This is a genomic window from Parasalinivibrio latis (genome assembly GCF_036825535.1).
In the GTDB taxonomy this organism is placed as follows: domain Bacteria; phylum Pseudomonadota; class Gammaproteobacteria; order Enterobacterales; family Vibrionaceae; genus Parasalinivibrio; species Parasalinivibrio latis.
On record NZ_CP098812.1, the window covers coordinates 1,454,950 to 1,470,618 of the forward strand.

The following is a 15,669-nucleotide window of genomic DNA, read 5'->3' on the forward strand; positions in this document are numbered from 1 at the left end:
AATAAAGGGAATTTACGTGTTAGAAATGCCAACCTTTCAAGGAAATTATCGTCGACTGTCTTTCGATACGGTCACCTGATATCTATTCTTTTAGCTATAAGCTGGAAATCTCAATTAATCAAATAAATATATTGAATTCTTATATCTAGAATTCAGCGAGATTTATTTGTCTGATTTTCTCAAACCATTTATATTTAATAAATTAAATAGAGGCTAATTATGTCCGCAAAACTGTGGGGCGGTAGATTTGATCTGCCTACTAATAAACTTGTAGAAGAATTTAACGCGACTATTCTGATTGAGAAGCGCCTGTTCCCTGTTGATATAAAGGGAAGCATTGCGCACGCAACAATGCTTGCTAAGCAGAACATCATTTCTCAAGAAGAAGCGGAACAAATTATTTCTGGCTTAAATGCGGTTGCCAAGGAAGTAGAAGAAGGCAAGTTTGTCTACGATACGGCAGATGAAGATGTTCATATGTCTATCGAAAAGCGTATGACTGAAATTATCGGTCCTGTGGGTGGTAAGCTGCATACAGCCCGTAGCCGAAATGACCAGACTACACTTGATTCCAAAATGCACATGCGCGCAGTTATCGAAGATAACCTGGCTCTGATTCGCACTATGCAGAAAGTGATAATCAAGCGTGCGAAGGAAGAAATGAATGTGATCATGCCGGGTTACACTCACCTGCAAACCGGCCAGCCAATTCTTTTCTCTCATTGGATCATGGCTTACTTCTGGATGCTTCAGCGTGACTACTCACGTTTTGAAGACCTTTATAAGCGTATGGGCCAGTGTCCGCTGGGTTCTGCTGCATTGGCAGGAACAACATTCCCTATCGACCGTTTTTATACCGCAGAACTACTTGGCTTTGATGAGCCTACGCACAACAGTATTGACTCTGTGAGCGACCGTGACCATATGGTCGAATTCAATGCGGCTGCGGCAATCTGCTTTATGCACCTGAGCCGTTTGTCTGAAGAGATTGTGCTGTTCTCCAGCCAGGACTTTAAGTTCATTGAACTGTCTGATGACTTCTGTACTGGCTCAAGCATTATGCCTCAGAAGAAGAACCCGGATATCGCAGAGAAAATTCGCGGTAAAACCGGCCGGATGTACGGCAACCTGACAGCAATCCTGACAACCATGAAGGGTCTGCCTCTGGCGTACAATACCGATATGAGTGAAGACAAAGAAGCGGTATATGACTCAATGGATACCCTGCAGTTGTCTCTTCAAGTAATGACACCAATGATCGAGAAGATGGTGATTCTGGAAGCCAACACCCGCAATGCCGCAGACCGTGGTTTCTCAACGGCGACCGATATGGCGGATTATTTGGTGCGTAAAGGTATTCCATTCCGTGAAGCTCACCATGTTGTTGGTTCAGCAGTTAATTACTGTATTAAGAATGAAAAGAAACTTGATGAACTTTCTATTGATGAATTCCGTTCATTCCATACGTCAATTGAAGAAGACATCTATCAGGATATTACTTTAGAGGCGTGTGTGGCTGCGCGTAATTCTTACGGCGGCACTGCTCCACAAGCAGTGGAAATTCAGATAAAACGAGCTGAGGAAATTTGTTTCGGTGGTTTGGCTACTGAGGGGTTTAATACTCAGTTCGACGCTTCTGAAAATACTATTTCCGAATAATCAAATAGAAAAGCCAGTCTGAACCAGGCTGGCTTTTTATTAATATTAACTTTGAAGTTGCTGTGTGTTTATTAACATATGGCAGGAGTTTTTATGAGTATTGAATTTTGGCTGCAATTATCTGTAGTCCTTTTGTGTATCGGCGTCGGTGGCCGGTTTGGTGGTGTAGGATTAGGTGCAGCAGGTGGTCTTGGCGTATGTATTCTGGTTCTTGGGTTTGGTCTGCAGCCAGCGTCACCGCCAGTAACCGTACTGCTGATCATTATCGCCGTTATTGCTTGTACCAGTGTTTTACAAGGTGCAGGCGGACTGGACTTTCTCGTACGTGTGGCTGAAAAACTGCTGCGTAAAAAGCCCAGTGCAATCACTTTCCTTGGCCCGTTAATTTCTTCTATGTTCGTGGTATTTTGTGGGACGTCTTATGTCGCGTTCGCTGTATACCCGGTTATTGCGGAAGTGGCGGCAGAAGCAAAAATACGCCCTGAGCGCCCAATGTCGATGGCGGTAATTGCTTCCGGTATCGCTATCACTGCAAGCCCGATGAGTGCTGCGACAGCAGGTATGATTGCAACGCTGTCTATGTACGATGTATCGCTTTTCCAGATCCTTGCGGTAAGTATGCCTGCTTTCCTGATTGGTACGCTGTCAGGTTGTGCATTTGTGTATAAGCGTGGTTTAGAGCTTGAGCAAGACCCTGAATTCCAACGTCGCGTTGCATCTGGTGAATACAAACTTCTTCATGATGAAGTCGATGAGCCTTCCCAGAAAGTAGATGCTGAGCCGACCAAAGGTACCAAGCGCAGCGTTCTGATTTTTGGTCTTGGTGTTGCGACCGTTATTCTGTTCGGTACATTTAAGGGCATGCTGCCTTCATGGGATATCGACGGCAAAACAGTCGTTCTTTCTACGCCAATGCTTATCCAGATGGTGATGCTTGCTGCCGCACTATTCATCATTGTTTTTGCGAAGGTGCCCAGCGATAAGTTTGCATCAGGCTCAGTGTTCCGTTCCGGCCTGATTGGTGTGGTGGGTGTGTTCGGAATTTCCTGGATGACCGGTACATTCTTCAATGCTTATCAGCCGTTCTTTGAAACGACATTTGAAGGAATGGTCGAAAGCGCCCCAATGCTGTTTGGCCTCATTTTGTTCTGCTTCTCAGCGGTTATCTTCAGTCCATCTGCAACGGTGTCGGCATTGATGCCACTGGGCGCGGCAATGGGGATTCCTCCGGGTCTACTGGTTGCGATGTATCCGGCTACCTGCGGTGATTTCATCGTACCAGGCGCAGGTCAGATCGGTTGCGTGTCATTCGACCGTACAGGAACAACCAAACTGGGAACATACGTTGTAAACCACAGTTATATCCTTCCTGGTTTCGTTATGGTGTCTTCTGCTGTTGCAGGCGGCTACCTGGTGTCTCAATTCGTATTCTGACACTAAGTATATGATTTGGCCGAATCACCGATAAAGTGATTCGGCTTTCCTCACCCCACAACCCCAATCACTTCCTTCAAAACCCTCAAATATCGCCTGCTCACCGGAACCGTGAAATTGCTGGTGGTAAAAACTTCCGCCAAGCCGTTGTCCAACAATTTGATTTCGCGAATGTGTTGCACATTTACCAGGTACTGGCGGTGGCAGCGGATAAGCGGTGTTTTCTCTTCAAGGGTTTTAAGCGTGAGCTGGGTACTGGCAGTTTGTGTGGCGGAGCACACATGGACACCGGCTAAATCGGTGTAAACGCTTTCTACCTGGCTGGCTGGAATCAGGATAATCCGGTTGTGTCCGGTACACGGGATTTGTGACAGGGTTTCAGGGGCAATGGCAGAAACGTTTTGCCGGATCATCTGGCGCTGAATAGATCTTGTCAGTTTTTGAACGGTCTTCAAAAGGCGGTTCGGTGCAACGGGCTTTAACAGGTAGTCAAATGCGTTGTCCTCAAATGCCTGGATAGCATATTGGTCATAGGCGGTGACAAATACCACGTGGGGCATTGTATCCGGGTCCAGCATACCAAGAAGTTCGATACCAGTTACCTGGGGCATCTGGATATCTACAAAGACGACATCCGGACGAAGTTCATTAATTTTCTTCAATCCGATGATGGCATTGGGGGCTTCACCGACAACCTCAATCTCGCCGGTTTCGGCGAGCAAATCTGCAAGTTCTTCCCGAGCAAACTGCTCATCGTCGATAACAAGTGCCGTTAACATCCCGCAAGCCATCCTCATACTGTTTAAGCGGTGGGGATAATAAACGTCATCCTAGTAAATTGGTCCTGTTCGCTGGTGATTTTTAGCGATGAATCACGTCCAAAGTGGTTTTCCAACCGTTTAGTAACGATTTCCATCCCTAATCCTTTGTGATTGTGCTCCGGCGTCTGGTAACTGCCGGCATTATCCTCAACGGTGATTGTGCAGCCGTCTGGTGATTTATCGCTGTAAATCCGGATGGTGCCTCCTTCCAGTAAATTTGAGATGCCGTGCTTGATTGCGTTCTCTACAAGCGGCTGAAGGGTGAAACTCGGAAGCTGAATATCGAGCAGGGACTCGTCAATATCTATGTCGACATTGAGGCGGTCAGTAAAGCGTGCTTTTTCAATACTCAGGTAGGCGTTGACGTGCGCCAGTTCCTCGCGCAGGGTGACAGTTTCAATGTTCTGTTTGAGATTGCTTCGGAAAAACTGGGACAGGTTTTGGATGAGTTCCCTGGCCTTATCCGGGTTACGCCTTATTACAGCGCTGATAGTATTGAGGGCGTTAAACAGGAAATGAGGGTTTACCTGGGCTTGCAGGAGTTTGATTTCCGACTGGGTCAGCAGGGATTTTTGTTGCAGGTAGCCACTGAACAGGATTTGGCTGGAAAGTAACTGTGCGATGCCTTCTGCCATCGACATGTTGATAGTGGAAAACAGTTTATGCTTGCGTTCATAAAGCTTGATGGTGCCAACCACCTCATCGCCAGAACGGAGCGGGATAATCAGCGCTGAGCCCAGCTTGCAAGTTGGGGAGAGGGAGCACTGATAAGGGTGTTCAACGCCATCAAGGTAGATAATGTGATCCTGGCTCATCGCGTCCAAAGTACTTTTGGATGAAATCCGGGTTTCGGGAATATGGTGGTCGTCGCCGATGCCAACGAAAGCCAGTATCTTTTCATTGTCAGTGATGGCTACCGCACCAACCTGAGTTTCCTCGTAAACAATTCGCGCTATTTTGGCGGCGTTTTCGCTGTTGAACCCGGTATGGAGTATCCCGACACAACGATCGGCGATGGTCAGTGCACGCCGGGAATAGGTTGCGGAGTAGCGCTCAAAGATGGTTTTCCTGTCCTGAAGGATACTCATAAAGAGCATGGCGCCAATGGAGTTGGAAATGATCATCGGAGCTGCGATAACAGACACCAAATCGTAAGCCTGGTGGAAGGGTTTGGCGACAAGCAGCAGAAGCAACATCTGCACGATTTCAGCAATGAAGGTGACGGCAAACACAACCGCCGGGTTAAAGAGCAGATTTGCTCGGTTGCGGTTCACTAAATAGATATGGAGCAACCCACCAATCAAGCCTTCCGCAGTGGTTGATATGGCACAGGCAAGGTCGGTGAAACCACCCAGTGTATAACGGTGAATCCCTCCGGTTAACCCGACGGCAAACCCCACTACCGGCCCACCAAACAGGCCACCCATTACTGCGCCAATAGCCCGGGTGTTGGCAATGGCATCATCTATATGAAGGCCAAAGTAGGTTCCTAAAATACAGAAGCCGGAAAACAGGACATAACAAATAATGCGATGGCTTAACCGGTGTGAAATGTTCAACAGCGGAAGAATAATGGGGGTTTTGCTCAGCATGTAGGCCAGTACCAGATACACGCACATTTGCTGAAGCAATGAGATAACCAGTTCCATAGCAAACTCAAAAGTCGGTTTTGGGCATTTTAAAACAAAAAGAGCCTGCCGAAGCAGGCTCAAGGTTAACTCTTCAGTTAATTAAGCGGTTTCAGTTACGCGCTCTGGCTGTTCTTCATCAGCGAGGTCAATATCACCTTTACCTTTGGAGAGTTTAATCACATAGGCAGCCACAGCCAGGGCAAAGAACACGCCAGCACCGGTAGAGATGTTCATTGGCAGACCGAAGCCGAGTGTGCTGTTGTTCAGAATGAAGGTTACGCACACAGAGGTCATGAACATTGCCGGTACTGTAGTGATCCAGTGTAGTTTGTTATGACGCAGCAGGTAAGCGGAAGCTGTCCAAAGCATCATCACCGCAGTCGCCTGGTTGGCAAAGCCGAAGTAACGCCAGATGATACCGAAGTCTACCTGGGTCAGGATGGCACCGATAACAAACAATGGCGCAGCGATTACCAGGCGGTTGCGCAGGGTTTTCTGTTCCATGTTGAAGTATTCAGCCAGGATCAGGCGGCTTGAGCGGAAGGCGGTATCACCGGAAGTGATAGGCAGAATAACTACGCCCAGGAATGCAATGACACCACCGAATACGCCCAGCAGACCAAAGGATGCGCCGTATACTACGTTCCCCGGGCCGCCGTTAGAAACTGCGTCAGAAAGGGCTTCCAGTGAGCCAAAGAAAGACAGGGCAACTGTACACCAAATCAGGGCAATAATACCTTCACCAATCATTGCTCCGTAGAACACGAAGCGGCCGTTTTTCTCGTTTTCCATACAACGAGCCATCAGAGGAGACTGGGTTGCGTGGAAGCCTGAGATTGCTCCGCATGCAATAGTGATAAACAGGGCAGGCCACAGAGGCATGTCGTTAGGGTTCAGGTTAGTGAACATGTCACTTACGGTGAAACCACCCATCACAGTGTGTTCGTCAGACAGGCCAATAGCTGTCATCAAGCCGATAGACATGAAAATCAACAGGGCACCGAAGAACGGGTAGAAGCGGCCGATAATCTTGTCGACAGGGACAATGGTCGCCAGGATGTAGTAGGCAAAAATCACCACGACCATGGTGGTCATGCTGAGATCAAAACTGGTCTGCTCGTTGACCAGGTTGGTAATCATACCTGCCGGAGCCGAAACGAAAACCACGCCAACCAGCAACAGCAGAATAATGGCAAAGATATTCATAAAGTGTTTTGCGCCATTACCCAGGTAGCGACCAGTGATGGTTGGAACTGATGCACCGCCGTTGCGGATTGAAAGCATGCCTGAGAAGTAATCGTGCACGGCACCTGCAAAGATACAACCCACCACAATCCACAACATGGCAGCCGGGCCGTAGAGGGCACCCATAATAGGGCCGAAGATAGGACCAACACCGGCAATATTCAGAAGCTGTACCAGATAAACCTTGGGTGTAGACATGGGTACATAGTCAACACCGTCGTTTTTGGTATGGGCGGGTGTTACGCGCTTTTCATTGATACCAAAGATTTTTTCTACAAAAGCACCGTAAATAAAATAGCCACCAATCAGCGCGGCTACGCAGGTGAGGAACCACAACATAGCAAGAGTCCTTATCGAGTTTATGCACGATAGCGAATGTAAACGCTAATCGGCAATGGTGCACCAGCCCAGTGGTTAAGAGGCGGAATAGCATGCTGAGTGGCACTATGGGCGGGTAAGCGGCAGCGCAAACTTATGAATGGTTTATGGCGGGATTAAGTGGCAACTGGTTCAATTAAACGGCAGCGAGAGTAACAGGAAGCAAAAAGAACCCGCCACACGAGGGCAGCGGGTCATTAGTGCCAATTACTTTTCAGCAATTTCGCCTTTCGGTTCGTACTTGGAAACGTCGATAGGTGAGTTTTTCTCAATGAATTCTTTGAGTACTTCTGCATCCACGTATCCGGTGTTTACGAATGCCGGGTGGTCAGAAATCTTCGGATAACCGTCACCGCCGGCTGCGTTGAACGAAGGCACAGTAAAGCGATAGGTGGCTTTCGGATCCAGCGGTTTGCCGCCAATCTTGATGTTTGTAACCTTGTCACCGTCCACGGTCATGCTTATACCGGCAAATTGAGCGTAAGCGCCGGAGTCCTTGGTCATGGTGCCGACAACGTTCAGGTAATCCTGTACTTCCTTACCGGTCATATCCACGTAAGTGATGATGTTTCCGAATGGCTGAACAGTCAGTACATCTTTGTACGACACATCACCGGCTGGAATGGATGCACGGACGCCACCGGAGTTCATCACCGCAAAGTCTGCCTTTGCGCGTTCCCTGTGTGCTTCGGCAATCATGTGGCCAAGGTTGGTCTGGTTGTTACGCACAATGCTGCGCTCACCAACCAGTTCGCCATTGGTGTGGCCGATGACGATATCCAGCGCTGCCTGTCCTTTCTCTTTGAATGGTTTCAGTGCTTTGAGGACATCCGGATCCTGAACAATTTCATCCTGGATGAAGACGCGAACCTTCTTACCATCAACCTCTACTTTTTTCTTCAGGTTAACAGGAATCAGTTCATAAGATTTAAGGGTAAATTCACCGTTCTTGAACGTGTAATCAGCACGGCCGACATATTTGCCCCATTCGTGCGCCTGAACGATGGTAGTACCATTTTGTACATCCGGTTTACAGGTGTCACCCGGCTTGAAATCGGCGTATTGGTTCACGCCTTCCATACAGACCGGCTCCTGAGAGTGACCGCCCACGATCATATCCAGATCGCCCTTGTTGAGGTAACGGGCCAGCAGTACATCACCCGGCGCGTTTGAGCCGTGCTTGCCATCGGCGTAGTGGCCCATATGGGTAGCGGCAATGATGATGTCCGGATTATGGTCACGCTTGAGCTCTTCAATCACTTTCTTTGCTTCCACTTTCGGGTCAGTGAAAGTGACAGCTGAAATATACTCAGGGTTACCAATCTTGGCAGTGTCCTCGGTCGTCAGGCCGATAACCGCAATTTTAACGCCTTGCTTATCGAAAATTTTGTAAGGTTCGAACATGCGCTTGCCATCTTTATAGATGTTAGCGGCAAGGAAGGGGAACTTCGCCCAGCCAGCCTGCTTCGCCAGCACGTCAAGCGGGTTATCAAATTCGTGGTTACCAACAGCCATCGCATCGTAACCAATCATGTTCATGCCAAGGAAATCCGGTTCAGCATCCTGAAGATCAGACTCTGGAACACCGGTGTTGATGTCGCCACCGGAGAGCAGCAGCACAGAACCGCCTGCTTTCTCTACGTCTTCACGGATCTGCTTAATCAGTGTGGCACGAGCCGGCATGCCGATTTCACCGTTACCGTTTTGCCAGAAGTTACCGTGGTTATCGTTGGTGTGGAGAATGGTGATGTTGTAAGTCTTGTCTTGTTGCCAGTTCTGGGCAATAGCAGCCTGACTGAAACAGCCGGCAGAGACAGACAAGGCCAGCAGCGAAAGTGCGAGATTTGTTTTTTTCATGATTGCCTCGAAGCAGGGGAGAAGAGCCCCCCGAAAAGGACGGTGAGGGGCTCTTAAATCAATATCAGGGGAGGTTAGAACCAGTAGTAAGCTTTCAGGTAGCCCAGCGCACCGGTATCCCAAACGCCTTCCTTATTGGCATTTTTGGTTTCAAGAACATCACCTACCGCTACTTCTGCTGCCAGTTTGATGTTCTTGGCATACATGTACTCAGCACCAAAAACGCCGAAATATGCTTTGCTTGTATAAGTGTCGATGTCTGAATAGTTAAATGAGGCCAGCAGGTTCATTTGGTCAGTAATGGCGTATTTGCCGCCGATATTGGCACCGAACTCACTGGAATCAGTGCCACCATTGAAGTTTTTGGTTTCATCAAAAATCAACCCACCTAACGTCAATTTGCCTAGTTTCAGCTGGCTATGCAGTGAGTAAATGTCAGTTTCGTCACCATGCTCTGCGCCGGCAATTACCGTGAAGCTGTCTCCATAGTAACCGATGTATCCATTGGTTACCTGGCCATATAACGAGTCGGTTTCATAGCTATATTTTACAGGCTCACCTTTGATGCCAATAATTTGTCCTTTGTCGTTTGTCAAAGTATCCTTATAGGTATCACCATCCCAACCTTCCATTGAGTGGGAAACAGACAGTTTGATCTTGCCAAAATCACCGGTGTAGCGAATGGTATTGTCCTGGTCACCGGCTTCTGAAATGCCTACGCCCAATTCATTGGTCATGTCGCCGAAACCATCCACTTTGTCATAAGCGGTATCAGTGCGGCCGAATTCAATGGACTGGCCTTTGGCAAAGTTAAAACCAACGACCATTTTGTCTACAACCAGACGGATATTGTTGTCTTTCGTCCAGTCCTGACGCTCAGCGTCTACTTCAAATTTTGCAAAAAAGTTACCGGTTTGACCTTTCAGACCAATAGTGGCGAAAGAGTCATCAACATAAGTTGTATCCGGGCCAAAAGGTGTTTTGTCAGTATCGGAAACGAAAGTGCCACCAACTTCTGCACCACCGTAAACTTTAATATTGTCGCCGTTGTCATTTTTATAAATTGTGGCGGCGTGAGTAGTACCAGCTAAAAGAGATGCCAAAACTGCTGCTAATATTTTTTTATTCATTTTTCTGTCCTTAAAAAATGCCATTAATCGGCGAGAAGGACAGTAGCGCTAAATATTTGTTCAAACAAGATAGAGTTAATACTTTAATTCGGTATTTTTATGAGATCGTGATTTGATTAACATGCAAACGTTTTCGTATTGCTTTATGCAAATGTGATGTGCGTCGCGTAAAATCATTTTATTAACATTTGGAGTAAGTGAAACTCCCTTTTGTGTCTGATTAATAACGTGCTTCTAGTGGAGGGATAATGTGACTTGCATCACTGATAATTCTAAGGTTTTCTGCGTTTTAATATTATTTTATGTCATCTTAAAGTTGTGAAAACAGATTTTTATTGGATCGTTTATCAATGGGGAAGATTAAATAAAATATTAAGTAATGCTGCGTGTTTGATTATTTTTTCTCGGTATGAATATTGATCCCGGACAAATTGAATGCTGTTTAATATATGTTTATTCTTTTTCAATATAGAAACATATTGAAGGTAAGCTTATGAATCATTGATGCATTGCAATGTTGCTATAATGTTTTATCGAAATGGTCAATTGAAGCGTTCGGTTTTTTCATTTTGATCGTACCAAGACAAGCCTTTACCTTTCCCTGCCTTCAAAATAAAAAGGAAATTAAATGGGAAAGTTAAAGCTGCTCATCGGCCTGGGTGCCGTAGGCTACCTGTCGACTGTCGCGTACGTTCACTATGATGATAACCTTTTGACGCAAAAGCGCCTGACAGGTGTTGACACACATTCAATGACACCACTTACCAGACAGGTTTATGGAATCGTGGCAGATAAGGGCTGCGAATATTGTCACAGCAAAAACAGCGAGATGCCTTTTTATGCTAACCTTCCGGTCGCCAAACAGCTCATGGAACATGATATCGACCAGGGTTTGCGTCATTTCCGTATTGAACCTGTTCTGGCGGCAATGCGTTCAGGCAAACCAATAACAGACACAGATCTGGCAAAGATTGAAAGTGTAATGGAAGAGGGCTCTATGCCTCCTGCGCTCTACCTGACCATGCATTGGGCTGCCGATATGTCTCAGCAGGAAAGGGACACAGTGCTAAATTGGGTGACTGAATCCCGTACTACACAACACCCACGTAACCCAGCTTCACCTGCTTTCAAGAATGAAGCGGTACAACCTGTTTATACCACTTTCAGGGTAAACGAAGACAAGGTGAAATTGGGGGATTCGCTCTACCATGATACCCGGTTGTCCGGGGACAATACGGTGTCGTGTGCAAGTTGCCACTCACTTTCCCATGGAGGTGTGGATGGGTTGAAGACATCCACCGGCGTAGGCGGAGCCAAAGGGCCAATAAATGCGCCGACCGTCTATAACGCAGTATTCAATATTCACCAGTTTTGGGATGGCCGGGCGAAAGATCTGCAGGCACAGGCTGGGGGGCCGCCACTCAACCCGATAGAAATGGCCTCCACATCCTGGAAGCAGATTATCGATAAACTTGACCAGGATCCTGCGATGCAAGCCCAGTTTACGGCGCTTTACCCGGATGGTATCACGGCCGGCAACATCACTGATGCTATCGCTGAGTTTGAGAAGACGTTAACGACGCCAAACAGCCGTTTTGACCAGTACCTGAAAGGGAATGCAAATGCGTTGACCAAGGAAGAGCAAGAAGGTTACGCCCTGTTCAAAAGTAACAAATGTGATACCTGCCATGCGGGTGAAGCAATGGGCGGGCAGACCTTCGAAGTAATGGGCCTGAAAGCAGATTACTTTGCCGATCGTGGCAATCCCGTCAAGGTTGATAATGGTCGTTACAATGTCACCGGCGATCAACTTGATATGCACCGGTTCAAGGTTCCTACGTTGCGCAATGTCGCTCTGACTGCTCCGTATTTCCACGATGCCAGCGCCCAGACACTGGAGCAGGCTGTAGCAGATATGGCGAAGTACCAGGTTGGTGTCACGTTAAGCCAAAGTGAAGTAGACAAAATCACCGCTTACCTGAAAACGCTGACAGGCGAATATAATGGAAAGCCTCTAGGGTGATGACCTAAAAAAAGAGCGCCGATTGGCGCTCTTTGTCTGTCAGGCTGTTTCCCCTACCCAATGGTAGTGGTTATTGGCCTTTTTACCGAGGTAACCCCGCTCCATAAAGTCACTGAACAGCGAGTCCACTTCCTCTGCCGGCACACTGAAGTGCTTGGCGACAGCACGCTTGGTACAGGGAATACTCTCTGAGCTTAGCGCTTCCATCACTTTTTCAGCCAGCGTCTTCGGTGGTTCAGCAGGCGCTTCTTCGTTCGAAACATCAGCGGTTGTCATCTCACCTAGTGTGTCTTCTCTTTGGTCGGTAAGAAATCCTGCAGGAACCGGTTCAGCGTACGCATCGATAGTAAAAGCACCAAAGCGTCGGTAGTAGTGACGGAACCGGTTTTCCTCTCCTATGACACCGACAAAAAATGCCGCAAAGAAATCCAGTAGAACCGAAAGGAAAACCACCAGTCCAAGCTGGGCATCGGGCGCAGAGACATGGAAGGCTTTGGCAAGGCTGTCGATCAAGCCCAATACAGAACCCTGTGCTACCGGAGGGAGATTGTCTCGCTCCATTGCGAGCCGTTGCTGCTCCTGGCGCAGCTTCTTGTTTTGCTCCTGAATCCGCTGGACACCGGTCGCGATGCGCTCCATCTGGATATATTTCTCAGCTGCCTGATTATTCAGGGTAATTTGGTCATCAATGGCAGCAATTTGTCGGTTGTAGGCATCCACTTTTGCTTGTTCTATAGCAACATGGCTTTTGGCTGTGTTGGTTGCTGAGTTGATGCCCCCGATGCTTCCACCGATCGAAATGGCAGCCAGTACCAAATAGAAACACAGTGCTGAGGCTGCCCCGCTGAAGTTCCGGTGAGCCTTGCGTTCGCCGTACTCATACCAGGCGTAAAATTTCCCTGCCTCGAAAATGATTGCCAGGGCGCCAAACAGCCACTTCATCAGTGGGTTGTCGTCGATAGACAGGAACAAAAGCAAAGAAAAAATGGTCGAGGCCAAAATGGCGGCACCCGTAAAGGAGTACACGCTGAGCATTGAAAACAGCCCTTTTGGATAGCGGTACTCAAGTTGTTTTTTGTAATGCATCACAGGGTTAATTCGTTATTCCAGAGGAAGGGTGAAGCTGAAAGGCCGGAATGATAGCGCATTTGGTGTGGTGTTATCGTCAGAAATACGTAAATCGCTGTGTAGGTGAACAAACTATCATCTGATAGGCGAATAAAGCTTCAATAAGCGTGTCGGGCTTCGATATGTCGCATTTAGGTTACATAAAATCACATGTGAGACGCCACATAGTCTACATTTTGAATACGGGTTGCCATTTCTGTTGCGGTTTTTGTTAATTTTGAGGGATTTGGAACATGTTAAAAACGATAAAAGGAAGGTTGATTACTGGGGTTTTGGTATTGCTTATATTGCTTTCTGTTACCGCTGGAGTTGGCCTGAATTATCTTTGGAAACTGGAAAGTGAAATCAATGTTCTTTCTGATGACATAACGCCTACCATCGAAGCAACAGATGACATGATTGCCTCTCTGTGGGAACAGGGTAAGGTGGCTAATGAAATCATGGCGTCTGAAAGTCTGGAGGAGATCAAGAGCCTGTACCCAAGGTTTGCCGAGCTGGACAAGGTATACAACGATTCATTCAAAGAACTTGAAAGCCTTTTGTCAGGCGAAGAGATCAGTTTTGCTTCTGCTGCGATGGCTGCTAACGAGAGCCTGACAGTTGCAATCGACAAAATGTACCAGGCGCATACTGATGAGCTTCTCGAAGAAGAAAAAGCCAAATCACTGCTGGATAAATTTGATGAAATTGGTGGTGAGCTGATTGTCGCACTTGACGAATTTGCGTTAGAAAACGAAGAAGAGATGGCCAAAGCTGAAGATCGCGGGGATGTACTTGCAGCTACCGTAGGCTCCACGGCGCAAGAGGTTAACGATGTCCTCGGGGAGCTTTTTGAGAGGGACTATCCGGTTGTTGAAGCAGCATTGAAGTTACAGCGCTATGTCATTGAGATGCAGGATACCGCGGGTGAGTACCTTGCTGAAGAAGATGCCTCCAAACTGGGTGAGGTAAGGGAAAACTTCGATGCGCTTTCCATTCAGGTTTTGTCTCTTATGACCATTTTGGATGATCTTGCTGAGACCCAGGAAGATAAGGATGATGCGGTTGCACTCCGGGCGAACTTTGAGAAATGGAACCGATTGGCAAATGAGGATGAGCGCCTTTTTGACAGTTACCGGGACCAGCTTGAGGCTGAAACTGCCGCAGACAGGTACACAGAAGAATTGGAGTCGTACATTATTACCGCTGATGCGGAGTTGGAAAAATTAGCTGGTTCTGCTGATGCAATTGCGGATTCTGCAGACGAAGCCGCTGCAGAAGCTGTGTTAACGGCTGTTTCTACCCTGGTGTTGGTATGGGGCTCCGGTATGGCGATTGGCGTCTTTGTCACCGCGGCGCTGTTGCGTGCAATCACCAAGCCTATCGGTGAACTCCTGCATAGCCTGAACGACATTGCGCAGGGTGAAGGGGATCTGACCCAGCGTGTCAATGATAGCGGTAAAGACGAGATTGCGGGACTGGGAAGAGCATTCAACGGATTTGTCGCTAAAATTCAGGATCTGGTGTCTCAGATCGCTGTTGAGTCAAATAGCCTGAACCAATCTATCGGTGCTATTTCCGAGATGTCAGGAAAAGTCAGCGAGCGCGTTGAAGAACAGAGCCAGGATGTCGAAGCGGTTGTAAACGCGATAAACCAGGTAAATAACGCCGCCGACAGTATTACCTCAAACGCGCGAAGCTGCTCTGATGCGTCAAGAAGCGCCAGCACAGACGGCGAGTCCGCCCGTCAGGTGGTGGGTCAAGCAGTGGCTTCTGTCCAGGGGTTGGCAGGAGACATCGACAAAAGTGCCAGTGTTATTGACCAACTGAATACCGAAGTAGACCGAATTGTGTCGGTTTTGGATGTAATCAGGGACATTGCTGAACAAACGAACTTGCTGGCACTCAATGCAGCGATTGAGGCTGCGCGAGCCGGTGAGCAGGGTCGTGGTTTTGCAGTGGTAGCAGATGAAGTCCGGACGCTGGCTTCCCGGACGCAAAACAGCACCAACGAAATCCAGGGTATGATAGAAAGTTTGCAGCGTGGTGCGAATGATGCGGTTCAATCCATGAACCGGTCGAAGGAAGGGGGCGAAACCACCGTGAAGCTGGCGGGTGATGCAGGTGATGCACTTGAACGTATTTCCGCAGCCATTAACAACCTCAATCAAATGAATGAGGAAATTGCGACAGCGGCGGCGGAGCAGCGCTCCGTAGTGGAATCGGCTAACCAGCGAGCCCAGCATGTCCAGGAAGTGGTTGAGGAGAGCCGTACAGCAGCAGCGGAGAACCTTACCTACACCAACTCAATGCGTGACTCACTGGGTCGCCTCAGTTCTTTGGTCGGGCATTTCAAGGTTTAAAAGGGTTACTGATTGTGCAAT

At 47.9% G+C, this 15,669-nt stretch carries 10 protein-coding genes; 4 read left to right on the forward strand and 6 right to left on the reverse strand.

Annotated elements, in window-relative coordinates; translation table 11 throughout:
* The first annotated feature begins 219 nt into the window (after positions 1 to 219).
* Entirely contained in the window at positions 220 to 1,659 is a 1,440-nt protein-coding gene (gene argH, locus NF212_RS07025; protein ID WP_434360080.1) for an argininosuccinate lyase, read from the forward strand.
* 93 nt (positions 1,660 to 1,752) lie between these two features.
* Positions 1,753 to 3,093, forward strand: a complete 1,341-nt coding sequence (locus NF212_RS07030; protein WP_434360082.1) for an anaerobic C4-dicarboxylate transporter family protein — start codon at positions 1,753 to 1,755, stop codon at positions 3,091 to 3,093.
* Between the two features lie 50 nt (positions 3,094 to 3,143).
* On the opposite strand, the gene btsR is transcribed toward NF212_RS07030, so the two are convergent.
* The 5 genes from btsR to NF212_RS07055 form a co-directional block, all read right to left on the reverse strand.
* Positions 3,144 to 3,872 carry a two-component system response regulator BtsR gene (gene btsR / locus NF212_RS07035; protein WP_434360084.1) on the reverse strand — a complete coding sequence of 243 codons (729 nt, stop codon included), beginning with the start codon at positions 3,870 to 3,872 and terminating at the stop codon, positions 3,144 to 3,146.
* Between the two features lie 23 nt (positions 3,873 to 3,895).
* The gene (locus NF212_RS07040; RefSeq protein ID WP_434360086.1) at positions 3,896 to 5,563 is read right to left on the reverse strand and encodes a LytS/YhcK type 5TM receptor domain-containing protein; all 1,668 of its coding nucleotides are present in this window, start codon (positions 5,561 to 5,563) and stop codon (positions 3,896 to 3,898) included.
* Between the two features lie 81 nt (positions 5,564 to 5,644).
* Positions 5,645 to 7,129 (reverse strand): carbon starvation CstA family protein, encoded by a 1,485-nt coding sequence (locus tag NF212_RS07045; protein WP_434360088.1) that lies wholly within the window; start codon positions 7,127 to 7,129, stop codon positions 5,645 to 5,647.
* 246 nt (positions 7,130 to 7,375) lie between these two features.
* Positions 7,376 to 9,025, reverse strand: a complete 1,650-nt coding sequence (gene ushA, locus NF212_RS07050) for a bifunctional UDP-sugar hydrolase/5'-nucleotidase UshA (RefSeq protein WP_434360090.1) — start codon at positions 9,023 to 9,025, stop codon at positions 7,376 to 7,378.
* A 74-nt stretch (positions 9,026 to 9,099) separates the two neighbouring features.
* Entirely contained in the window at positions 9,100 to 10,155 is a 1,056-nt protein-coding gene (locus NF212_RS07055; RefSeq protein ID WP_434360092.1) for a porin, read from the reverse strand.
* A 628-nt stretch (positions 10,156 to 10,783) separates the two neighbouring features.
* Here NF212_RS07055 and NF212_RS07060 point away from each other — a divergent pair.
* Positions 10,784 to 12,178, forward strand: coding sequence for a cytochrome-c peroxidase (locus tag NF212_RS07060; RefSeq protein WP_434360094.1), 1,395 nt, complete (start codon positions 10,784 to 10,786; stop codon positions 12,176 to 12,178).
* A gap of 39 nt (positions 12,179 to 12,217) precedes the next feature.
* Here NF212_RS07060 and NF212_RS07065 read toward each other — a convergent pair whose 3' ends face one another.
* Complete coding sequence (locus NF212_RS07065; protein WP_434360096.1) at positions 12,218 to 13,264, reverse strand: Preprotein translocase subunit SecY; 1,047 nt, start codon at positions 13,262 to 13,264, stop codon at positions 12,218 to 12,220.
* A 275-nt stretch (positions 13,265 to 13,539) separates the two neighbouring features.
* Between NF212_RS07065 and NF212_RS07070 the strand changes: the two genes are divergently transcribed.
* Entirely contained in the window at positions 13,540 to 15,648 is a 2,109-nt protein-coding gene (locus tag NF212_RS07070) for a methyl-accepting chemotaxis protein (RefSeq protein ID WP_434360098.1), read from the forward strand.
* The last annotated feature ends 21 nt before the right edge of the window (positions 15,649 to 15,669 follow it).